19 protein-coding genes are annotated in these 22,737 nt (G+C 68.4%); 11 read left to right on the top strand and 8 right to left on the bottom strand.

The annotated features are described in order from the left end of the window. Positions 1-70 precede the first annotated feature (70 nt). Together RN901_RS06145 and RN901_RS06140 are read left to right on the top strand one after the other, a co-directional pair. The gene (locus tag RN901_RS06145; RefSeq protein ID WP_310757021.1) at positions 71-487 is read left to right on the top strand and encodes a hypothetical protein; all 417 of its coding nucleotides are present in this window, start codon (positions 71-73) and stop codon (positions 485-487) included. Then, entirely contained in the window at positions 484-900 is a 417-nt protein-coding gene (locus RN901_RS06140) for a PIN domain nuclease (protein WP_310757019.1), read from the top strand. The genes RN901_RS06145 and RN901_RS06140 overlap by 4 nt, the downstream gene beginning before the upstream one ends. A 60-nt stretch (positions 901-960) precedes the next feature. Here the strand turns inward: RN901_RS06140 and RN901_RS06135 are convergent, their stop codons facing one another. Then, entirely contained in the window at positions 961-2,907 is a 1,947-nt protein-coding gene (locus RN901_RS06135) for a hypothetical protein (RefSeq protein ID WP_310757017.1), read from the bottom strand. Positions 2,908-3,032: 125 nt separating this feature from the next. Here RN901_RS06135 and RN901_RS06130 point away from each other — a divergent pair, with 125 nt between their 5' ends. The 3 genes from RN901_RS06130 to RN901_RS06120 are packed head-to-tail and all read left to right on the top strand — an operon-like array spanning position 3,033 to position 7,215. Beyond that, the gene (locus tag RN901_RS06130; protein WP_310757015.1) at positions 3,033-4,055 is read left to right on the top strand and encodes an ATP-binding cassette domain-containing protein; all 1,023 of its coding nucleotides are present in this window, start codon (positions 3,033-3,035) and stop codon (positions 4,053-4,055) included. Continuing rightward, the gene (locus tag RN901_RS06125; RefSeq protein WP_310757013.1) at positions 4,052-6,289 is read left to right on the top strand and encodes a Gldg family protein; all 2,238 of its coding nucleotides are present in this window, start codon (positions 4,052-4,054) and stop codon (positions 6,287-6,289) included. The genes RN901_RS06130 and RN901_RS06125 overlap by 4 nt, the downstream gene beginning before the upstream one ends. Further along, complete coding sequence (locus RN901_RS06120; protein ID WP_310757011.1) at positions 6,286-7,215, top strand: DUF4340 domain-containing protein; 930 nt, start codon at positions 6,286-6,288, stop codon at positions 7,213-7,215. Before RN901_RS06125 ends, RN901_RS06120 begins: the two co-directional genes overlap by 4 nt. A 53-nt stretch (positions 7,216-7,268) precedes the next feature. Here RN901_RS06120 and RN901_RS06115 read toward each other — a convergent pair whose 3' ends face one another. Together RN901_RS06115 and RN901_RS06110 are read right to left on the bottom strand one after the other, a co-directional pair. Then, positions 7,269-8,666 carry a class II fumarate hydratase gene (locus RN901_RS06115; protein WP_345782358.1) on the bottom strand — a complete coding sequence of 466 codons (1,398 nt, stop codon included), beginning with the start codon at positions 8,664-8,666 and terminating at the stop codon, positions 7,269-7,271. A gap of 30 nt (positions 8,667-8,696) precedes the next feature. After that, positions 8,697-9,209: a DUF192 domain-containing protein gene (locus tag RN901_RS06110; RefSeq protein ID WP_310757007.1), complete on the bottom strand. Its 513-nt coding sequence runs from the start codon at positions 9,207-9,209 to the stop codon at positions 8,697-8,699. Positions 9,210-9,364: 155 nt separating this feature from the next. On the opposite strand from RN901_RS06110, the gene RN901_RS06105 reads away from it, so the two are divergent. The 4 genes from RN901_RS06105 to RN901_RS06090 are packed head-to-tail and all read left to right on the top strand — an operon-like array spanning position 9,365 to position 11,864. Beyond that, positions 9,365-10,099 carry a hypothetical protein gene (locus RN901_RS06105; protein ID WP_310757005.1) on the top strand — a complete coding sequence of 245 codons (735 nt, stop codon included), beginning with the start codon at positions 9,365-9,367 and terminating at the stop codon, positions 10,097-10,099. Positions 10,100-10,135: 36 nt separating this feature from the next. Continuing rightward, positions 10,136-10,636, top strand: a complete 501-nt coding sequence (locus RN901_RS06100; protein ID WP_310757003.1) for a Fur family transcriptional regulator — start codon at positions 10,136-10,138, stop codon at positions 10,634-10,636. 33 nt (positions 10,637-10,669) lie between these two features. Next, positions 10,670-11,221 (top strand): orotate phosphoribosyltransferase, encoded by a 552-nt coding sequence (pyrE, locus tag RN901_RS06095; RefSeq protein WP_310757001.1) that lies wholly within the window; start codon positions 10,670-10,672, stop codon positions 11,219-11,221. A 46-nt stretch (positions 11,222-11,267) separates the two neighbouring features. Further along, a complete protein-coding gene (locus tag RN901_RS06090; RefSeq protein ID WP_310757000.1) occupies positions 11,268-11,864 on the top strand; it encodes an iron-sulfur cluster assembly accessory protein in 597 nt (198 codons plus the stop codon). A gap of 30 nt (positions 11,865-11,894) precedes the next feature. Here RN901_RS06090 and RN901_RS06085 read toward each other — a convergent pair whose 3' ends face one another. From RN901_RS06085 to RN901_RS06070, 4 genes are all read right to left on the bottom strand, one after another. Further along, positions 11,895-12,245, bottom strand: coding sequence for a phage holin family protein (locus tag RN901_RS06085; RefSeq protein ID WP_310756998.1), 351 nt, complete (start codon positions 12,243-12,245; stop codon positions 11,895-11,897). Between the two features lie 34 nt (positions 12,246-12,279). Further along, positions 12,280-15,444 carry a BamA/TamA family outer membrane protein gene (locus RN901_RS06080; RefSeq protein ID WP_310756997.1) on the bottom strand — a complete coding sequence of 1,055 codons (3,165 nt, stop codon included), beginning with the start codon at positions 15,442-15,444 and terminating at the stop codon, positions 12,280-12,282. Between the two features lie 228 nt (positions 15,445-15,672). Beyond that, entirely contained in the window at positions 15,673-16,302 is a 630-nt protein-coding gene (locus tag RN901_RS06075) for a septal ring lytic transglycosylase RlpA family protein (RefSeq protein WP_310756996.1), read from the bottom strand. 23 nt (positions 16,303-16,325) lie between these two features. Next, positions 16,326-17,672: an alkaline phosphatase PhoX gene (locus RN901_RS06070; RefSeq protein ID WP_310756994.1), complete on the bottom strand. Its 1,347-nt coding sequence runs from the start codon at positions 17,670-17,672 to the stop codon at positions 16,326-16,328. 248 nt (positions 17,673-17,920) lie between these two features. Here RN901_RS06070 and RN901_RS06065 point away from each other — a divergent pair, with 248 nt between their 5' ends. Both RN901_RS06065 and RN901_RS06060 read left to right on the top strand, forming a co-directional pair. Then, a complete protein-coding gene (locus RN901_RS06065; RefSeq protein ID WP_310756992.1) occupies positions 17,921-18,700 on the top strand; it encodes a hypothetical protein in 780 nt (259 codons plus the stop codon). Positions 18,701-18,735: 35 nt separating this feature from the next. Then, on the top strand, positions 18,736-19,518 hold the full coding sequence (locus RN901_RS06060) for a hypothetical protein (RefSeq protein WP_310756991.1): 783 nt from the start codon (positions 18,736-18,738) through the stop codon (positions 19,516-19,518). 41 nt (positions 19,519-19,559) lie between these two features. Here RN901_RS06060 and RN901_RS06055 read toward each other — a convergent pair whose 3' ends face one another. Next, complete coding sequence (locus tag RN901_RS06055) at positions 19,560-22,736, bottom strand: hypothetical protein (protein WP_310756990.1); 3,177 nt, start codon at positions 22,734-22,736, stop codon at positions 19,560-19,562. Position 22,737 lies beyond the last annotated feature (1 nt).

Here is a 22,737-nt window from a genome sequence, read left to right as displayed (position 1 = left end):
GTCGCGACGGGGGCGGAACCCCGGAGACTCGTTGCGGCATGACACGTCATGAGCATAATATACTTATATTATGAGTACGAGACTGCAGGTGGTGATGCCGGAGGCGGAGCTGGATGAGATCCGCGATGCGGCGCGGCGCAACCGCGTCACGGTGTCCGCGTGGGTCCGGCGAGTGCTGCGGGACGCGCGGGAGCGCGACTTGCGGGGTGGAGGCGCCAATGCCGTCCGGGAGACGGGCCCACAGTACGGAGCGGCCGATGTGGGGCTCCTGCGGTTCGTGGATCTCGAAGTGAGGTTGCCGGAGCGCGATCTGGAGGCGGTGCGCAAGCGGTACGGACTGGCCAATTGGTCGGCGGCCGTTAAGGAAGCGGTGTTCCGCCAGTCCTTCGTCCCGATGACGAAGGAGGAGGCACTCGCCATGCAGGGTGTGGGATGGGCGGGAGATCTGGATGAAATGCGAGACGGGAACACGGTCGAGCCCCTGTGATCGTCGACACGTCCGCGTGGATCGAATACCTGCGCTGCACGGAAAGTCCCGTTCACCTTGCTTTGAGACACGCCGTACGGACCGGGAGCGCGATCGCCACGCCCGCTCCCGTGGCCATGGAACTCCTTGCAGGCTGTCGCGACGAAACCGAGGAGTTGGATCTGTTGAAGCTGCTCGGCCGCTTCGAGATCCTGGTCCCCGACTCGCTGGGCCAGTTCCAGAGCGCGGCGCGGATCTACCGCACGTGTCAGCGGGCGGGACGTACGATTCGGTCCCTGGTAGACTGCCTCGTCGCCGCCGCGGCCCTGGATGCGCGCCGCCCGCTGCTGGCCCGGAATCGCGATTTCGACGCCATCGCCCGCCACACGGAACTCGAACTCGTCGTTCCGACGGCGCCGGCATCCCACGCCTGAGTAGGTCGCGCGGCCATTCGAGGCACCCTTCTGAACGCGGCGGAGCTTTTCCGCGGGCTGCTACGGGGGCGTAGGCCCCCAGAGTGCATCCACCCCCATCCGGTAGGGGACCACCAGGCCGTCGCCCCTGCCTTCACCGTCGGGCATGGCGAGGAGCGGCGTTCGATCGGGGTAGGCTTCGATGAGGCGTGCGTTCGCCTCCGGCCCGAGGTCGCGGGTCCACAGTACGCCGGCGCCGCCGAGGCCCGGCAGGTCCCCACGCCACAGGTAGTCGGTGAGGCCGAGACGGCCGAGCCGATCCGAGCCGATCTCCCGCTGGCAACGATCCACGACCTCTTCCGGCCGCTGCGCGCCCACGAGGGCGCCCTCCAGTCGGCACGGATCGAACTGGTTGATGAGCGCTCGCACGCTGTCGAGGCGCATGGGCCGGGCGGCGAGCCGGGCCCCGATCCGGTCCTGCCAGGATTCGTGCACGAACACGAGCGACGGGCCGGGCTCCGTGACCTCGGGGACGGGTACGACGCGGCCTGTCAAGCGCACGACGCGCCCCCACCCCCCAACAGCGAGACCGTAGCCGATGGCGATGAGCACGAGTACGGCCACCGCGTCCGAGAGCCAGTCGCGACGCGCCGCGCGGGCGAGGCCGATCGTCGCGAGCACGAGGAGTGCCGACCAGGCGGGGACGGCTTCGCCGAGCATGCGGGGGCCGACGATGAGGTCGTGATGCCAGTACAGCGCGCTCGCCAGGACGGGTAGCAGTGCCCACGCGGTGAGGATGCGCTCGCCGCGCTCCAGGCGGCGCGCGACGAGAAGGTAGAGTCCGATAAGCGCGGCAACCGGCAGCACCGTACCGAGAAGTTCGCGCCCGAGCGAAATGAGTTCCGTCGACGTGTAGCCGAGCGCCTGCGTAAACCCGTACACGCGGCCCCAGGGGTCGACGTGGAAGCCGAGGCCGTGGCTGGGGCCGGCGGCGGCCGTGTAGCCGAGGGTGAGCGGGCTGCCGAAGAAGCGGGCGTTGAACCAGCCGAAGCCGACCGCGAACGGAAGGCCGCCCAGGGCCCACCAGGCGAAACGGCGCAGAAGCCACGGCCGGTGCAGGCCCGGCTCCTGCCGCGGCGCGGTGAGCCACACGCCGGCCGTCACGGCGGCGCCGATGAGCAGGCCGGAGATGGGGCGCGTCGCGACCATGACGCCCATCGCGCCGCCCGCCGCCAGCGCCCACACGGCCCGGCCCGTCTCGGCCCGGAGCGACAGCCAGAGGGCGAGCGCGGCGAAGGCCGCGACCGTGGCGTGGTTCATGTAGGTCCCGGCGAGGGCCAGCAGCATGGGGCTCGTGACGGCGAGCAGGGCGCCGAGCCGCGCCGCCGCAATCCGGTCCGGCAGCAGGCGCTCGAACGAGAGGACGGAGAAGACGCCGAGCACGCCCATGGTCGCGGCCACCGCGATCCATGGACCACCCAGCTTGATGCCGGCGGCAAGCCATAGGGCGTGGGCCGGCGGATACTGGGACACCCACCCGGCCGCCGTTTGCACCATGAACTGGATCGTCCAGAACTCGGGCATCGCGAGGGGGGGTCCGGAGAGCTTTCCGCCGGCAAAATAGCGGGCCTGCACGAGTTGCACGTTCGCGTCGTTGAAGATCGCGCGTCCATCGAAGACCAGCAGCACAACCGCCGCCGTGAGCGCGGCGCCGAGGAGTCCCATGAACGCGGCCACCGACCATGTGGGCGGACGTGCGATGGCCCGACCGATCCGCGACAGGACGCGGGACACCCTCCCCTTCGCGATCACCCCGGCAAGGATGGCGGCTCCGAGGACGAGGAGGGTCCAGACAGCGGTCGACGCGCCCCACGTGTGCGACCAGTACTCCCACCCCGCGCGGCGCATGGGTACATCGAGCGGCGTGGTGGATCCGTCGGGATCGAGAATCAGAAACACGGGGAAGGCGACAAGCACGACCAGACAGAGTCCCAGGATCCGCCGACCCGCATCGAGGAATACGTTCATGCCGGAGAAGCTACACCCGCGCAGTCCGTCTGTCTGCGATCCCTGGCGGCGCTTGACTCGCACCGCACCCCATCTACCTTTCCCGCCCCGTCGCACACCTCCAACCCGGATCCGTTGTCACTCGCATGTCACTCGTATCGCTGACCGATGTCGTGAAGAGGTTCGGCGAGACCGTCGCGGTCGATTCCGCGACCTTCTCGATCGACCGCGGCGAAGTCGTCGGTTTCCTCGGGCCGAACGGCGCGGGCAAGACGACGACCATGCGGCTTCTCACGCAGTATCTCGAGGCTGATGGAGGCACGATTTCCGTCGATGGCCTGTCCATCGAGGACCACCCCGTCGAACTGCGGCGCCGCATCGGCTACCTGCCCGAGACGAACCCGCTGTACCGGGACATGCTTGCCGGCGAGTACATCACGTTCATGGGCCGGCTGCGCGGGATGAGCGCCGGCGAGATCCGCGCGCGGACCGACGATGTCGTCGCGCAGACCGGCATCGAGGCCGTTTATTTCCGCCCGATCAACCAGCTCTCGAAGGGGTATCGGCAGCGCGTCGGCCTCGCGCAGGCCATCCTCTCGCAGCCGGAGATCCTCATCCTCGACGAGCCGACCGAAGGGCTCGACCCGAACCAGCGCGTCGAGATCCGCAGCCTCATCCGCGACGTGGGGACCGACCGCACCGTCCTCCTCAGCACGCACGTGATGCAGGAGGTGCGGAAGACGTGCTCGCGCGTCGTCATCATCAACGAGGGACGCATCGTCGCGGATGGCTCCGTCGATGCGCTCGTCGCCGGACATGGCGGCGCCCGGGTAATGGTCGAACTCGAGGCTCCCACGGACGCCGCCGGGGAGGCCATGGGCGATCTCCCCTCCGTTGCCCGGACCGACGCCGTCGAAGCGGACGCGGGAGGGCGCGCCCGGTTCGCCGTCGAAGGCGCTTCCGGCCAGGACCCGCGGCCGGACATTTCGCGACTCGCCGCGGCGCGGGGCTGGCCGCTGTGGGAACTGCACCTCGCCCAGGCGAGCCTGGAGGATCTCTTCCACCGGCTCACCGCCGAGAGCGCGGGGCCGGCCGACGAGGCCGGCGACGAGCCCCCCCATGGGACGTCCGACGAGGAGCCGGAAGCCGGCGAGGAGGTGGACGGATGATCGGCCGCATCCTCACCGTGGCGAAGCGGGAGTTCGCGGGCTACTTCGACCACGCGACCGCCTACATCCTCCTCGTCATCTTCCTCGGGATCAACTTCTATTTCTACTTCCAGGAGGCCTACGTCCTGGGCGAGGCTTCGCTGCGGCCGATGCTGTCCCTCCTTCCCTGGCTCCTGCTCTTCTTCGTTCCGGCCGTCTGCATGCGGTCGTTCGCGGAGGAACGGAACGCGGGGACGCTGGAACTCGTGCTCTCGCAGCCGATCCAGGTCGTGGAGTTCCTGCTCGGCAAGTTCCTCGGCGTCCTCTTCTTCCTGCTGGTCGCCATGGCGGGGACGCTGGGCATCCCGCTCGGCCTCACGTTCGGCGCCGACCTTCAGTGGGGTGTCGTCTTCTCCCAGTACCTGGGATCGATGTTCCTCATCTCGGCCCTCATCGCCGTCGGCCTGTGGGCGTCTTCGCTCACGAGGAACCAGGTGACCGCCTTCATCATCGGGGTCACGGTCAGCTTCGCCCTCTACCTCATCGGACTCCCCACGGTCACCCTCTCCCTCCCCGGCCCGCTCGCGGCCGTGGCGGCGCGCCTGGGCGTGCTCGGTCACTTCTCGAACGTGGCGCGAGGCGTGATCGACCTGCGGGACGTCCTCTATTTCGCGGCGCTGGGTACGGCGTTCCTCTCGCTCACGTACTTCTCCGTCATGCGCGAACGTTTGAGCCGCGCGAGGCCGGCGTACGGGCGGCTGCGCGTGGGCGTGCTCGGCCTGGTCGGGATCGCGGTCTTCACCGCGCTGGCGGGCGCGCAGTTGCGCGGCCGGCTCGACCTCACGCCCGGCAAGGTCTACACGCTGTCCTCGCCGACGGCCGACCTGCTTGGCGGCCTCGACGACCTCGTCACGATCAAGCTCTTCCAGTCCGCGGAACTTCCCGCGCAACTCGCGCCCGTGAGCCGCGACGTGGACGATCTTCTCCGGGATCTCGATGCGACCGGTGGCGCCAACGTGAACCTGGTGCGCCTGGATCCCGACGAGGACCCCGACGCCCGGGAGGAGGCGGGGCTCCTCGGCATTCGCGCCGTGCCGTTCCAGATCCTCGCCGATGATGAGGTGTCGTACCAGGAGCGCTACTTCGCGCTCGCGGTCCAGTATGCCGGCGAAAGCCAGATGATCCCCCTCATCCGGCAGACGGCGGACCTCGAATATCGTCTCGCCTCGATGATCCGCGCCCTCACGCGGCCGGAACGTCCAAACATCGGGATCCTGACCGGGCACGGCGAACTGAGTCTCGACGCCGGGCTTCGGCTCGCCCGCGGGCGCCTCGCCCTGGAATACGACCTGATGGAGTTCCGCGTCGACTCGACGACGGCGGCGGTGCCGGACTCGATCGACGTCGTCGTGATCGCCGGCGGCCGGACGCCGCTGGAGCCGGCGGCGGGCGAGAGCCTGAGCCGCTTCGTCGACGACGGCGGGAGTCTCTTCGTCCTGAAGTCCGGCGTGACGGCGGACATGCAGGCGCGGTACGCGGGCCCCACCTTCGATCCGGCGCTCGACTCGCTGTTGCAGGCGCGAGGACTCGGCATCGTTCCGTCGATGGTCTACGATCTCGCCTTCAACGAACAGGTGCAGGTGCCCTCCAGCCTGGGCAGCTTCATCGTGGAATACCCGCTGTGGACGCTCGCCCAGCCGGCCTCCGGGCACGTGATCGTGGACGGCGTGGCGAATGTGCCGATCAGGTTCGGAAGCCCACTCCTCGTCGAAGTGGAGGACAGCACGCAGGTGACCCCGCTCCTCGCGACTTCGGACCTCGGCGGACGGCTGGGGACGCCGCTGTCCATCGACGCGACGCAGGAATGGCAGAGGCTGATCTCGCCCGAAGATGTGACGATGGAGACGCTCGCTCTGGCCTACACTCAGCCGGGCGGCGGCCGTATCGTCCTCGCGGGCTCCTCGTCGCCGATCCACGACGAGACGCTTTCGCAATCGATGTCCGGGCTGGCCGGGATGGTCTTCTTCCAGAACGCGATCGATTGGCTCGCCCAGGACGAGGCGCTGATCTCGATACGGTCCAAGGACCGAGCGCCCCCGCTCCTCCTCTTCCCCAACGAATGGCTCCCGGATCTGACCCGGTACGGGAACCTGGCCGGCGTCCCGCTGCTCTTCGTCCTCATCGGTGTGCTGCGGCTCGCGCGGCGGCGGCAGGTGCAGCAGCGCTCCTTCACCGAGGGAGGGGCGCTCGTATGAAAGCCCGGCAACTGAGGGTCATCGCGATCGTGCTCGGCGTGGCGGTTCTTCTCTACCTGCCCCGGCTGTTCCGCGGCGGCGGCGAGGGGGGGACGCTGGATGTGGGGGACGGCTTCTCCTTCGTGGTGACGGACTCCATCGCGGGCGTGGACATCGTGCTCGCGGACAACGCCGGCACGGTGCGCCTCGAGCGCACGGACGCGGGGTGGACGGTGGACGGGTACGTGGCGGAGGAACCGAAGATCCGCGACCTCCTGGACGTGATCGGGCAGCTCTCCTCGTCGGAACTCGTCGCGCGCAACCCTTCGAATCACGCGAGCCTGGGCGTCGCCGAGGGCGGTCGGCGCATCGAAGTGCGGACGGCCGGCGGCGACGTGCGGCGGTTCCATCTTGGCGACCGCGACACGCGCTCCGGGGGCTACTTCGTGCGTTTTCCCGGTGACGACGTCGTCTACCGACTCGACGGTCCGGCCGGAGGCTACCTGAACCGCGACCGCGACGGGTGGCGCCCGCGCCTGATCGCCTCCGTGGACACCGCCGGTGTACGCGAAGTCTTCATGCGGCGCGGGGACGGGGAGGCCGTGCTGCGCCGGAGCGACGAGGGCTGGCTCGCGGGGGACGCGCCGGCGGATTCGGCGCTCGTGCAGAGGCTCCTCGCCATCCTGCCCTCCGTCTCCGCTTCCGGCTTCCCCACGGAGGAGGAAGAGGCGGCCGTCGACTTCACGCTCGCGGACGGATGGTTCGAAGTGTTCTCCGAAGGGTCCGAGGATGTGACCGGCCGGCGACTCGAACTCTCGATCGTCCTGCTTGAGGACGGGGAACGCGGGGACTGGGTCGCCCGCCTCGCGGACGGAACGGAAGCCTTCCGGCTCTCGAACCTCACGGTGGATCGCCTGCTCCCGGAGGCGCTCGTCCCCGTCCCCTAGCGGGCCACGTCGACGGGTTTGCTCGGCGGCGATCGACGACGGGCCGGGCCAGGTCAGCCGGGTTCGGTCATCGCGCGGAAATCGAGGATGCGGTCGAGTTCCGCCGGGGCGACGAGCCCCTGCTCCAGCACGAGTTCCTTCAGCGTGCGGTCTTCCGCGAGGCTGAGCTTGGCCAGTTCGGCCGCCTTGTCGTACCCGATGACGGGCGCGAGCGCGGTGGCGAGCGCCGCGGTGGATTCCGCGTTCCGGAGACAGCGCTCCTCGTTCGCCGTGATCCCGCGGACGCAGCGTTCGGCGAACTCCACGCTCGCGGTGGAGAGAATCCGGACGCTCTCGAGCAGGTTGTGGGCCATGACGGGGATCATGACGTTGAGTTCGAGGTTTCCGGACTGCCCGCCCACGACGATCGCCGCATCGTTGCCGATGACCTGTGCACACACCTGAAGCACGGATTCCGCCATCACCGGGTTGACCTTGCCCGGCATGATGGACGAGCCCGGCTGCACCGCGGGGAGGTTGATCTCACCGAGCCCCGTGCGCGGACCGGATGACAGCCAGCGCAGGTCGTTCGCGATCTTGGTCAGGCTCACGGCGACGGTTCGCAGGGCCCCGCTCGCCTCGACCACCGCGTCGCGCGCCGACTGCGCCTCGAAGTGGTTCGACGCCTCCACGAACTCGACCCCGAGGATCTCGCCCAGCGCGGCCGACATCCGCGCGCCGAAGTCGGCTGGCGTGTTGATGCCGGTCCCCACCGCCGTCCCTCCGATGGCGAGTTCCGCGAGCGCGGGACGAACGGCCTCGACGCGCCGTATCCCGTGTCTCACCTGGCTGGCGTAGCCACCGAACTCCTGTCCGAGCCGGACGGGCGTCGCATCCTGCAGGTGCGTGCGTCCCGCCTTGGCGATGTGATCGAACTCCTCCGCCTTCGCCGCAAGCGCCGCTCGCAGCTGCTCCAGGGCGGGCAGGAGCTCACGCTCGATCGCGACGAGTCCCGAGACGTGCGTGGCGGTGGGGATCACGTCGTTCGACGACTGCCCCAAGTTGACGTGATCGTTCGGATGGACGGGGCTTCGCGAACCGACGACGCCGCCCAGAAGCTGGATGGCGCGGTTCGCGATGACCTCGTTCGCGTTCATGTTCGTCGACGTGCCGGACCCGGTCTGGAAGATGTCCAGCACGAAATGGGAATCCAGCTCCCCGGCCATGGCCTCGCCGGCCGCCCGTTCGATCGCTTCGCCGAGTTCGGGGTCGAGGAGCCCCAGTTCGCGGTTCACGCGGGACGCCGCGAGCTTGATCGCGCCGAGCGCCTCGATGAAGCGGCGCCCGAAGCGGAGGTGGGAGATGGGGAAGTTCTGGCGGGCCCGCTCCGTCTGCGCTCCGTAGAGCCGGTCGGCGGGGATCGCCATCTTCCCCATGGAGTCCTTCTCTATGCGATGATCCATGCGTAGGATGTCCGTGGGTTTTTCCGGGTGGTTGGGTGGCTAGAACTCGATGAGGTCTCCGATGCGGATCCCGTTGGCCTCGAACCACCCCAGGTTCATCTCCAGCGCATACATGGCGGGCGCGGCCGAGTCGTGGGTTTCCGTGGTCTGCGGTTCCATCTGCTGGATGTCGACGATGCGGCCTTCGCGATCGATGTACGCGATGTCGAGGGGTATGAGTGTGTTCTTCATCCAGAACCCCAGGGTGCGCTGCTCGGGGTAGACGAACAGCATCCCCTGATTCTCCTCGAGCGACTCCCGGTACATCAATCCGCGCTGCCGTTCGTCGGCGTCGTCGGCGACCTCGACCTGAATCTCGATCCCGCCCACTCGGAGCGGGACCAGTTCCAGGGGCTGGGAGACGGCGCCCGTCCCCGTTTCGGCGGCCTGCTCCGCGTCTGTCGCGATGCCGGTGTCGCGAACGCCCGCGTCCGCCGAGCCGCACGCCGACAGAACGGCCGCAAGGGCCACCATCAGTGCGAATCCGTGCTCTCTCAATCGTTCTCTCAGCATGTCAGATCATCGTCATCCGGGTCGACTCCGTTGCGGCTTCCGTCTCCAACTCCGTTGCGGCTTCCGTCCCCGGAAAGAAAACTAGCAGACGAGGTTGGGGTATGGAACGAGGTGGCGGGGGCCGACGGGAGGGGACCACGGGAAGGGGGAGCGGCATGATTCTTCCGGATGTCAGAGCTTCCTTCGGACGGGACGACGCGGCCCGACTCGTTTACCTGCTCACCCGCGAGGGCGAGGATCGGACCCGCCTCGAGGCGCTGGTCTCGGAGCGGGGGATCGACGCGCTGCTCGATCACCCGAAGGCGCCCGGCGCGCTCGCCGCCGAGCCCGGCCTTTCGGCGCTCCCGCTGGCGCTCTTCTCCTACGTGGCGCTGCGTCACAGCCTGCTCGAGGGCGGCGTCGAGTCCCGCCTCATGGCCGACTACGTGACGTCGATCTTCCTCCACTTCGCCAGGGAGGCGCGGGCACACCGGATCGCCGAATACGACGACTGCGAGTACCGCTATCTCGTCGACCTGATGGCGGAAATCGCCGAAGCGGACGGTCGCCGCGGCTTTCTGCTCAGCGCGCACCTCGGCAACTTCGCGCTTTGGCTGTCGGGCCTCTATCCGGACTGGATCTGCACGCGGGAGCGACGCCGAGCGGGACCGGACCTCGGCTACTACGAGGCGATGGGTCAGACCGGCTTCTCGATGGCCGCCGACGCCCCTTTCGCCCGCCGCCAGCAACTCGATGGCTGCTATCGTGACGCCGCGAAGACCTTCACCGCCCTCCGCGTCGCCCTGAACCGCTTTTCGGACCGCTTTCTCACGCCCCGGCCGGCCTCCCCGGTCGATCGCCTGTTGAGACAGGTCGTGGACGACTTCGAGGCGCGCTGGTTGCAGGCGTGACGAGCGCGCTTATCTTCTCACCGCGTTGAGAACACCATGACCACGGACACCCTCACCCCTCGACCGCCTCTCGGCTGCGCGGCCGTGATGCTCGGCCTCTTCCGGGCCGCGCTGCAGGAACATCATCTGCCCGTCACCCATCAGCGGGAAGCGATCTCCCGCGTGCTGTTCGAGTCCGGGCAGCGACTCTCGGCGGACGAGGTCGTGGAACGCCTGCGGGGCGACGGCGAACGCGCGGGGAAAGCGACGGTCTACCGGACCTTGAGCCTCCTGGTTCGCGTCGGCCTCGCGACGGAGCACGACTTCGACGAGGGCTTCAAGCGATACGAGGCGAAGGTGGGCCGGGCGCAGCAGGACCACCTGATCTGCACCGCGTGCGGAGACGTGGTCCGGTTCCAGCGCGATGAACTCAACCGGCTCCAGACGGAGGTCGCCGGGCAGTTCGGTTTCCACGTACTCAGACGTCAACTCAAGCTGTACGGGCTCTGTGCCCGCTGCGACGTCGAATCCGGTCAGGCGATTCGCCAGGTCAGCTAGGAGGTTCCGCTGAGTTCCGCCCATTCGAGACTTTTGAACCTGCTCGCCGAGCGCTCGTTCCGGCTCGGGGACTTCGTACTCGCCTCCGGTGCGCGGAGCGACTACTACATCGACTGCCGGACCTCGACCATGCACGCGCACGGGCAGGTGCTGATGGGCGAGGTCGGCCTCGCCGCCATCCGGGACGCCGGACTCCGGCCCGATGCGGTCGGCGGCCTCACGATGGGTGCGGATCCTCTGGCCTACGCCATCGCCGCCGCCAGTTGGCGCGCGGGGGATCCGATCCACGCGTTCTCGGTCCGCAAGCGCGCCAAGCGACACGGCAAGGGGCAATTGATCGAGGGCTGCTTCGAGCCCGGCGCGCGGGTCGTCGTCGTGGAGGACGTGATCACGACCGGCGGATCCGCCTTCCAGGCGGTCGAGGCGGTGAATCGCGCGCGCGGCGAGGTACTCGGGGTACTCGGCCTCGTGGACCGCGAGGAGGGGGGAAGAGCCACGCTGGAGGGGGCGGGTCTGCGGACAATGGTGCTTTATACGGCGAGCGACCTGAGGGCGGCGGTGGCCGCCAACGGTTCCGCGTCCTGACGCGACCGCACGCCGGCTTCATCGGGAATCAGCGGGAGAGGAAGACGTGTCCGACAAGGATCTTTTGACATTCACGGACGCCGCCAGCGAGCGGATCCGATCGTTCATCGAGGAGGACCCCGCGGAAGGTCTCGCGGTACGCGTGAGCGTCCAGAACGCGAGCCCCATCGCGCCGGAGTACGAGATGGCTCTCATCGAACCCTTCGAGCGGGAAGCGGAGGACGAGTCGTTCGATGCCCCCGGCTTCGAGGTCGTCGTCGATTCGAAGAGCGCCGACATCCTTGCCGGAACCCGCATCGACTGGGTGGAGTCGCTCCAGGGCTCGGGCTTTCATTTCAATAACCCCAACATCCAGCCGCTCGGCTCCGGACCGCTGGACGGGCCCCTCGTCGATCGCGTGCGCCGCGTCATCGACGAGCAGATCAACCCGGGGGTGGCATCGCATGGCGGGACCGTGCGCCTCGTCGACATCCGCGACAACGTCGTCTACGTGACGATGGGAGGCGGCTGTCAGGGCTGCGGCATGGCCTCGGTGACGCTCACGCAGGGGATCAAGCAGATGATCCGGGATGCGGCGCCCGAGATCGTCGACGTGCAGGACGTGACCGACCACGCCGCCGGCAGCAACCCCTACTACGCCTAGCAGTCCGACGACGTCCGACGACGTCTTCGGCTACTTCTTCCTGCGCGGCTTGAGGAAGACGTGCAGCACGGTCGCCACGATCGACATGACGAGCGCGCCGCCGACCGCAGTGACGAGGCCGGCGAGTTCGAACCCCGGGATCAGTGACGCCGCCAGGTAGAACATCAGGCCGTTGAGGACGAAGTAGAACAGTCCCAGCGTCAGGACCGTGATCGGAAAGGTCACGAAGCGCAGGATCGGCCGCACGGTCGCGTTGATGAGACCGATCGCGAGCGCCCCTCCGATAAGCGCTTCCGGACTGTCGACGCGCACCCCGGCGAGGAGCCACGCCGTCGCGTACAGCGCCGCCGCGTTGATCAGCCAGCTCCGGATCAAGCCCATGAATCGCCGTCCGCGACGGCCGCCGACCTCGCCGTCAGAAGCCGGGCGTCAGATTGAACTCCCAGATCCAGCCCTTCTCGGGACGATCGAATGGCCGCACGAAATTGATTTCGCCGATCATGAGGCCGAAGAGGTTGACCCGCGTAAGGAAGCCGGCGCTCGACACCCAGTTCCGATCCTCGAACCCGCAGTTCCCGGCGGGACAGTTCAGGGGCGTCTCACCCGACCACGCCTTGCCCATGTCATAGAAGATGCCGACTTCGACCGGCGGCACGCCCGGGGCCCGGATCACGCCGATCCCGCCCAGGAGGGGAAGCCGCAGTTCCACGTTGCCTACCGCCACGCGGCTGCCGATGAGATTCTCGAACAGGGGACAACTGAAGAGCCCGGCCTGACCGCCGGCGCCCGTGCACTCGGCGACGCCGATGGACCTGTTCCCATACCCGCGCACGAGAGATGGCACCCCGAGATACAGTCGGCCCAGGCGCCAGTCGTCCGATCCGCCGCCCCAGCGGCCGAAGTGAAGCGCCCGTCCGGCCACCGTGAAGGGCCCGGCACGGACGTACCGGCGGACGTCCCCGGTGATCGTGAGGAAGTTGAGCGTTCCCACGGCGGGCTCCACCTCCAGCCGGTAGCGCTGTCCGGCGATCGGACTCGTGCCGCCGAAGATGGAGCTGTCGTATACGAAGGCGACGCTTCCGCTCGCCGTGTAGAGCGACTCCGGCGCGCAGGGCGCCCCCCCGAACGACACGGTCTCCCCCGCACAGTCCGGCAGATCCGTTTCCTCCTGGGCCAGGAGCTGACCCGTGAAGAAGTCGAAGGCGAACTCCTCGATCTCGCCGGAGAAGTCGATCTGGCGTGCCGAGCCGGAGAATTCGACCCGCGAGTTCCGGTTGAAGGGGTAGGCGACGATCCCGGTCACCTCCCGGTTGACCTCGAACCAGCGGAAGTCCCGAAAGACGTTTACGACCCTGTCCCCGACCGGAACCTGCTGGAACCCGACCTGGCGCGTGACCAGCGGCACCTGGCCTCCGATCATCGCCCAGTTCCAGCGGCTGGACCGGTTCTCGTAGCCGGCGAGGAGCGCCGTCCCCTGAACCAGATCCCCGAAGGTCGTATTGACGTGCAGGATGGTCTGCAGCGTACGGTTTCCGAGCAGGTCCGAGAAGAACAGGCTCGCGCCGCCCGCGAAGAAGACCCCGAAATCACTCGCCCCGAAGTTGATCGTGGGCTGAGAGATGAAGTCGAGGGACAACCGGGACTCGAACTCGCCCTCCTCGAAGGTGATCGGGTCGGCCAGGCCGAGGCGGGCGTTGGAGAGCAGTTCCGCGTGCGCGGTCGACAGCCGTTCCCGCGGGGGGATGATCGAGGCGTCGACGCCCACGAGCATCTCGGGCGCCGGCTCCCCGGCCAGGACCTCCGGGTCGTCGATCACATAGATCTCGTAGCTGAACGGGCCACCCTTGTTCACGCTGAACGCGACATCGCCCGCGCCGCGCGCCACGGACACGGCCGGGCTGATGGCCGTGAGTCCGCTCACGCCGGTCCACAGGTCGGTGACCAAGTACCGCTCCCGCGTCTCGAGGTCGAGCCGGTAGAGATTGGCGATCCCGTCGTGGTCCGACACGAAGTACAGGCTCCGGCCGTCCGGAGACCACTGCGGATTGTAGTTCCTGAACTGGTCGTCGAAGCCCGGCAGCGGCTCGATCTCGCCGCTTTCCAGATCCAGCAGCGCGACCTGGTAGGTCCCCGGGACGAGCAACTCCAGATCGGTCGTGAAGCGGTCCGTCGCGAACGCCACCGACCGGCCGTCGGGCGACCAGGCGGGCTGGAGGTCGGCAAACGGGTCCGCCGTGAGCCGCCTCAACTGCCCGGTCTCGACGTTGATCACATACAGATCGGTGAACCCGGCGGAGTGGCCGCTGAACGCGATGTGCGACCCGTCCGGCGACCAGCTCGGCGTGAAGATCGCGCCCATCTGAAACCCCTCGACCGGGATCTCGCTGACGATGTTACCGCTCTCCGCCTCCATGATCGTGAGCAGCGGATTGCCCGTCTTGATGCCGGCGACCGCGAAGAGCCGGCCGTTCGGGTGCCAGTCCCCCGCCGAGTGGATGAACTGGAGGCTCTCGAAGTGCGGGTCGACCGCGTTGTTCGTGAGGCGGCGCTTCACCTCCCCTGTGCGCGCGTCGGCCCCGAACATCTCGATGGAGAAGAGGTCGCTCTGCGAAACGTAGACCATGTCGAGGCCGTTGGGACTCAGCGCCGGACCAAGGTGGAGCTTCCCCTCATCAGGAGGCTCGTACACGACGCGGCGCCCGTAGTCGTCGGGGGAGCGGGTCTCCTGACGCGCGTCCGCGAAATAGGTCTCGAGTTCGCTCTTCCAGCGGTCCGAAAGCTCTCCGATCGGCACCTCGAGGACGGCTTCGATCGCCGCCAGCGCATTCCCCGTGCGCGCGGCGAGGTTGAGAATCCGGCCGATCCGGTCGTCCCCGAACGCGCCGCCGATGTAGGACCAGAACGCGTGGCCGTAGCGGTACGGGAAGTACCGTCGATCAGCGAGTTCCGGAATCGTCGGGAATCCATCTTCCAGATCGAGGGCGTCGCGCATCCACATCGTCGTGAACGGATCGATGGGCCCGATCGAGAGGTATTCGGCCATGCCTTCGATGAACCACAGCGGGAGCCGGATCGCACCGGGCACGTCCAGCCCCGGGCCTCCCGTCCCCTGCCCCGTCATGTCGAACTGGAAGGCGTGCACGAGTTCGTGGCCGAGCAGGTGATCGGTCTCGTGGATCGACACCATCATCGGCATGACGAGCCGCCGCTTCAGGATCTCCGTGAAGCCCTGCGTGCCCTCGTCGATGAACTGGCCGGAGGTGTTCGTCTGCTCGAAGTCCGGATGGTCGGCGTAGAGGATGATCGGCTGGCGCTGGCGGAACTCGTGATTGAGCACGCGGGAGAGGCGGGCGTACCAGCGCTCGGCCAGGCGGCCGACCATCTGCGCGCCGACCGCGCTCTCGTCGTAGTAGTAGATGTCGAAGTGCTGCGTCTTGAGCACCTCGAAGTCGAAAGACTCGTAGACCACCTTGTTTCGGCCGAAGTACCGGCCGGCCTGCCCCTCCAGCACGGCAGCGGCGGGACCCGAGAAGACCGCGAGAGCGGCGAGCGCGACGAGCGCGTGAGTTCTCCGAAGCATACAACCTCCACCAGGAAACCACTGCTTTCGGCCTTCCCGGGTTCCTGGACCCCGGGGGACCGTGCCGCATCGCGGACGGCAAGCAGTCAAGGGGGTGCCGAAAGTTACCCGAGGCACCCGACGTTCGCTATTGCGATCTGCGTCGACACTAGCACGACTGAAGCGCGAGCGAGGTCACGCCCCGGCCGGCGGCCGGTCTCCCCCGGCAGTTCGTGGCAAGACCCCGCGTCAGCAGCGGCGCATGAACCCGCCCAGCGTTTCGCGCGCGCGGCCGGCGGCCGGCTCATCGGCGAAGGGGCCGGCCACGACGCGGTACATGTTTTCGTACGGCTCTATCGAGGCTTCGAACCCTGCCCGCACCACCTCCTGCCGCCTGGCCTCGGCGTTCCGGCGCTCCCGAAAGGAGGCGACCTGGACGACGACGCAGCCGCCTCGCGCGGAGACCGGGGTCGCCGTCCCGATGACGGTGATCCGGACGCGCGCCGTACCGGGCCCGATCATCTCGAGCTCCCTTGCCGCCCCCCGGGACAGGTCCAGGATGCGGCCGGGCACGAAGGGGCCGCGGTCGGTCACGTCGAGGTCGATGGAGCGCCCGTTGTCGAGGTTGTCCACGCGGATCCGGGTCCCGAACGGGATCGTCTGGTGGGCGGCGGAGATGGCATCCATGTCGTAGGTGTTGCCGGCCGCCGTGGTCCGACCGTGAAACGGCTCGCCATACCACGAGGCGATGCCGGTCTGCGTCCAGCCGACGGCGTAGAGCGACGGGTCGGCGGACGGGGTCGGGTCGGCGGACGGCGTGGTCGCGAGCGGGACGGACCACACGCAGGCCTGTCCCGAGAGCGCGGCGGCGAGCGCCACGCCGAGCGCGGCCCTTCGCCGGCTCAGAGCGCGCCCCGCTCCCAGGGTCCCCAGATCGCGAACGTCTGCCCGAGGTTCCCCGGGCCCATCGAGATCGTGTCCCCCTGGAGGTTGATGAAGAGCGTCCGGCCATCGGGACTGTAGCAGGCGCCGGCGAACTCGCGCTCGTTCAGGAGATTCCGCGCGAAGGGGAAGATCTCCCCCGCGGGCGACAATCCCCGGAGGTGCGTCGTGCCCGAGTTGTCCTCGCAGATGAGGATCCCGCCGCGGGGACTCACCGTGACGTTGTCCGGTCCGGAGAGCACATCCTCGGACGGCGACTCGAAGACGAGCGCCAGCGCCTCTTCGTCCGGGACGTACCGCCAGACCTGGCCCAGTTGGGCGTCGCCCCCGTTCGTCGCGAGGAAATAGATGCTCCGATCCGCGTGCCAGCAGCCCTCGAGCCGGGAAAACCTCGCCCCTCCCGCCTCGAACCCCTCCCTCCAGACCGTGGACGCGCTGCGCTCCGCTTCGGGAGGGTCGGGGTTCTCGATCGGCACCCATTCGACTTCACGCCATACGCCCGGCTGCTGGCCGGTGCGGAGATCCACCTGCGGCGCCCCGCGCACGGCGAGCATCTCCAGAACGCCACCATCCCGAAGAACGCCCGGAGTGTGAGGCCGAAAGCGATAGAACCCCGAGCGGCGATTGTAATCTTCCGTCTCGTAGACGAATCCCGTCGCGGGGTCCACCGCGATGGCCTCATGCGTGAACCGTCCCATATCACGTATCGGTTCGGCACGGACCGGTTCGTTCGCATCGGCGGGGACCTCGAACACATACCCGTGGGGCGCGGCCCAGCCACGCCGCTGTCCGAAGGTCGTTTCCTCGCACGTCAGCCAACTGCGCCACGGAGTCGGGCCGCCGGCGCAGTTGATCATTGTCCCCCCCGCGCTCACGAAATCCCGCAGGAGGACCGGACGCCCGTCCGCCTCGATCCGGACTTCCAGCGTCGTGGTGCCCCCGCCCGCGAGGGGATCGTACGCCAGTTCGGGGGGCACGAGCGGCACCGCGAGGCCGGGGGGATCCTGGTCCTCGTGGTTTCGCACCAGGCGGACGACGTCGTCGCCCATCTGGAAGAGTCCCATCCCATCGTGGGCTCGGGGCGTGGGCCGACCGTCAGACATGGGACGGCCCTCCACGCTGAGAGCGACGTAGGAAAACCCCTCGGGGAGGGCGAGTTCCGGGCCCGCCGGGCGCAGGGGTCCATATCCGGCGGATCCGCGAGCCGTCGAGCGCGGGGTCGCGGCCGCCGATCCGGCACACGCGGCGAGACCCGAGAGCGACGGCGCGAGCGCCGCGGCCCCCGCCAGGCGTCCGGCGCGGCGCACGAAATTTCGTCTGTCGATCTTGCTCAGCGGCTCCTCCGTAACGCCCTTTGCGGCACCCTCGGCATGTTGCGGGGTATCAGGTGTGACAGGGTCCGTCGACTTCTTGACCGGCCCCCTGACTAAACGCGAATCGGACGGGGAGTATCCTAAAAGGTCGGTGGATCGCCCGCACCGAGACAGCCGACCGTCGTCGCGCCCGCACACGCGTGCTACTGCCGAGAGAACTATCGCAGACGAGAGGGATCGACATGCAGCACTCGCTCTTGCGCCTTCCGGGGCCTGCTCTGTTTCTGGTCATCGCGAACACCGCCGCGGCCCAGTCGTTCGTCGACTTCTGTCCCGGCGGCGACGAAGCGACGCAGGCGGCCGTGGTGGGCTATGTGACGGATCCGGAGGCGGAGACGATCGTGCCCGGCGCGACCGTGGCCGCGAGCTGGGTGCAGGACGACGAGCGTCAGCGAATCGAGGTACAGACGGACATTCAGGGGCTCTATGCGCTTTGCGGACTCCCGCAGGATACCGAGGTCGCGCTGCGCGCCCTCCTCGGAGACCGGCGCGGCGAAGCCGTTCCCTACACGACCTCCGCTCCGCTGGCGCAGGCGGACCTCTTCATTTCGCTTACGGGGGAGCCCGAGACGAGGGAGGAGGTCGGATCGCTGGCCGCCGGTGGCGGCAGGGGTCAGGCGTTCAGTTCGGAAGTCATCCGCGCGGAGGATCTCCTTCATCTGCCGGAGATGAGCGTGTACGAGCTTCTTCGTCGGCACCAGCTCCTCAGATTCGACCGGCTGAGCACGTTGGGCGAGGTCATCCTCCTCACCTCCGCGACATCGAGCCTCCGCGCGGGCCGGCTGCAGTCGGTCCAGGTGAGGATCAACGAGCGGCGGGAGGTGGATGGCGTTGCGGCGATCCGCGATCTGTCGATCGATGAGGTCAGCCGGATAGAGATTCTGACGCGTACCGAGGCGTCCGCGCGCTACGGTGGAGACGGTTTCGTCGGAGCGATCGCGATTACGACGCGAGGCCGCTAGCGTCGCGTCCTGGAAATCAGGGGAGAGAAGTCGACATGCCGTACTCGATTGCGCGCCTTTCGGCGCCTGCACTGGTGCTCGTGGTCGCGAACTCCGCGGCCGCGCAGTCCTTCACCGAATTCTGTCCCGGAGGGGATCCGGAGACGGAAGCGGCGGTCGTGGGCTACGTGACGGATCCGGACATGGGGACGATCGTGCCCGGCGCGACCGTGGCGGCCAGTTGGGTGCAATACGACGCCCGTCAACGCGTCGAAGCCGAAGCCGGGGCGGAGGGCCTCTACGCGATCTGCGGGTTGCCGCGGGACGCGGACGTCTCGCTGAGGGCCATCTTCGGGGATTGGCGAGGTGTAGCCGTCTCCTACAACACCGCCGTCACGCTGGCCCAGCAGGATCTCTTTCTCTCGCTGACGGTGCAGCCCGAACGGAGGGAAGAGGTCGGATCCCTCTCCGCCGGGGGCAGCCGGAGCCGAATTCTGGGCTCCCAGGTCATTCGCGCCGAGGATCTTCTGGATCTCCCCGAGATGAGCGTCTACGAGCTGCTGCGCCAACACTCCCTCCTCAAATTCGACCGACTGAGCACGCTGGGCGAGGTCATCCTCCTCACGTCCGTGACGTTGAGCGCGTGGGGATCGCACCGGGAGCAGGCGGTGGAAGTGCGCATCAACGAAAGGCGCGAAGGCGATGGCGTGAACGCGATTCGCGAGCTGTCCATCGACGACGTGAGCCGGATCGAGATCCTGACGCGCACGGAGGCTTCCGCCCGCTACGGCGGCGACGGTTACATCGGCGCCCTCGTGATCACGACGCGCAACCGCTAGCCGGACCGGTCACGCGCAACAGACCGCGGCAACGCCCCGCGTCAGGGGACGAGCCTCACGAGGTTCGCCCACGTGGTCCGCTCGATCTCGTCCACCGCCGCGGCCCGCTCCTCGATTCCGACCGCCAGGCGGGCCAGCAGATCGATCTGTCCCCGCGTGGGCGGGCCGTCGCCCATTGAAGCGAATCCCATGAGCCGCGCCAGCTTGCTGTCGATGGCGGTGGGGTTCGCGATCAGGTCCTGGCCGGCGCGCGCCCGGTACTGCACGAGGCGTTCCTCGACGGGGTAGAGTTCGCCGTTCAACTCCGAGAGCGCGGCCCGCAGACGGTCTCCTCCTCCGCCGCGCTCCACGGCCTGCTCGGCCCGGGTGCGCAGATCCCGGATCCTCGCCACGAGTTCCATCGTCTCGGTCAGGCGGTCCCTCGCTTCGAGCAGGAACTCGAACTGTGCGCGCAGTTCCTCGTCCGTCACGTCCACCCTCGGATCGCGCACGACCGTGAACGGCTGCGCAAGCGTGCGGTCGCCGAGATCGAGTTCGACGGTGTACTCGCCGGGCGGCACGCGCGGACCCTGGGCGCTCCCCTGGAAGACGGCGCCGTCGAGCACGTCGGCCGGATCCACGCGCAGATCCCAGACGAAGGTGTGCGCGCCGGCATCGGCGGAGAGCGTCGCGCCTCCGCCGCCGCGGCCGAAGAAGTCCATGCCGGCCGACTCCGCCGCTGTTTCGCTCGAGAATTCGCGGATCAGTGCCTCCCCTTCGCGGACCCGCAGTGTGATTCCGCCCTGCACGGCCTCCGGCAGGTAGTACGGGATGACGACGCCATCCGGCGGATTCGCGCCCGCGGGATCCCCCGCGCCCGGCCGGCCCATGGCCGAGAAGAGGGCGGCGGGTGCGGCGCCCGGGTTGAAGCGGGTCGTGGTCGGCGGACGGAAGAGCCTCGGTTCGGTCGCCACTTCCCCGGCCGCGAACTGATGGAGCAGATCCACGTCGTCCAGGACCCAGAACGAGCGCCCGTGCGTGGCCGCCGCGAGGTCCCCATCACGGAGCACGAGGTCGTGGATGGGGACGACCGGGAGGTTGAGGCTCAGCGGCTGCCAGGAGTCCCCGGCGTCGAACGAAACATGGACCGTGCGCTCGGTGCCGGCGTACAGGAGCCCGGCCCGGCCCGGATCCTCCCGGATGACGCGAGTGAAGTCGTTGTCCGGAATTCCCGTCACGATCCGGGTCCACGTCTCTCCGTAGTCCCTGGTCCGGTACAGATACGGCGCGTGGTCCGAGAGCTTGTACCGCGTCGCGGCGACGTATGCGGTCGCGGGATCGTGAAGCGACGGCTCGAGGATGGAAATCAACGCAAACTCCGGCAGATCCGGGATCGTCACGTTCTCCCAGTTCGCGCCGCCGTCGCGCGACACGTGGATGTATCCGTCATCCGACCCTGCCCACAGGAGCCCCGGCTCCAGCGGCGACTCGGCGAACGCGAAGATCGTCGCGTACCACTCGGGACCGTAGGCCTCCCGCGTGATCGGCCCCCAGTATTCTCCCGTTTCCTCATCTTCGTACGCCGGTGTCGGTTCCAGCGTCCGCGGATCGGCGCGCGTGAGGTCGGGGCTGATGACCTCCCAGCTGTGCCCCTCGTCCGTCGTCCGATGGACGTGCTGCGAGGTGACGTAGAGGACGTCCGGATCGTGGGGCGACGTCATCACCGGGTACGTCCACCAGAACCGGTAGTTGATGTCGGCCGAACCCCAGCCGTAGTGCGTCTCGGGGTTCGGGGAGATGTCCCGCACCTGCCGGTTGCGGTGGTCGTAGCGGTACACCCAGTGATGGTCCCCCGCGTAGACGATGTTCGGATCCTCGGTGTTCACCGCGATGTAGCCATCCTCGCCCCCACCCACCGTGTACCAGTCTTCGATGCTGATGCGGCCGAAATCCGAGCGGACGGGAACGGAGATCGACGTGTTGTCCTGCTGGGAAGCGTAGAGTCGGTACGGCGTCTGGTGGTCGGCCGTCACGTGGTACATCTGCGCCGTCGCCTGGTTGAGAAGACTCGACCACGAGAGGCCGCCATCGAAGCTCACCGCGGCGCCGCCGTCGCTCCCGTTGACCATCCGCCGGGGATTCGCGGGATCGATCCACAGGTCGTGGTGATCCGGGTGCGGCGTGAACACGCGCTCGAAGGTCTCGCCGCCGTCCGTCGACTTCCAGAGGAAGACGTTGAGGACGAAAACGGTGTTCTCGTCTCCGGGGTCCGCGACGATGTGGTGGTAGTACCACGGGCGCTGCAGGAGGTTGGCGTCTTCGTTCACGCGGGTCCACGTCTCCCCCGCGTCATCGGAGCGGAAGATCCCCTTCACCCCGCGCGCCGCGTCGACGATCGCCCACAGACGACTGGAGTTCCGAGGCGAGACGGCGATCCCGATCCGTCCCTTGAGGCCGGAGGGGAGACCGGGGTTGTCGGTCAGCTCGGTCCAGGTGTCGCCGCCGTCCGTGCTCTTGAAGAGTCCGGTACCGGGGCCCGCGCTGCGGAAGCCCCACGGGAAGCGCCTCAATTCGAGGAGCGACGCGTACAGGACATCGGGGTTCGCGGGATCGAGGACGAGATCGATCGCGCCCGAATTCTCGTCGCGGTACAGGACCTTCTCCCAGGTCGCGCCGCCGTCGCGCGTCCGGTACACGCCGCGCGCCTCGCTCGCGCCCCACGCGTCGCCGAGCGCGGCCACCCAGGCGATGTCGGGGTTCTCGGGATGTACGCGCACGCGGGCGATCTGGAGCGTCTCCGCGAGCCCGAGGTGCCGCCAGCTCGCGCCCCCGTCGTCGGAGCGGTAGACGCCGTCGCCGTGGGTGGCGTTGCCGCGGATGCACGTCTCGCCCATGCCGACGTAGACGACGTCGGGGTGGGAACGGCTGACCTCGACGGCCCCGACGGAGCCCGTGCCGATATAGCCGTCGGAGACGTTCCGCCAGTTCGCGCCGCCGTCCTCGGTCTTCCAGACGCCGCCGCCGGCGACACCCTGAAAGAAGACGAGATCGTCCGTGGGGTGCCCGGCCACCCCGAGCACGCGGCCGCCGCGGGTGGGGCCGATCGAGCGCCATTCGAGGAGATCGAGCCACGCGTCGTCGACGGGCTGGGCGTGAGCGCCCGCGGAAGCGGAAGTACCGAGCAGCGCCAGCGCGAGCAGGGTCCGTGCGATTCGGGTCGTCGGTCGGGGTCTGGCCATG

The organism is Candidatus Palauibacter soopunensis (assembly GCF_947581735.1).
Lineage (GTDB): Bacteria > Gemmatimonadota > Gemmatimonadetes > Palauibacterales > Palauibacteraceae > Palauibacter > Palauibacter soopunensis.
The sequence above is the reverse complement of the archived record's forward strand: the minus strand, read 5'-3'. Positions and strand labels throughout refer to the sequence as shown.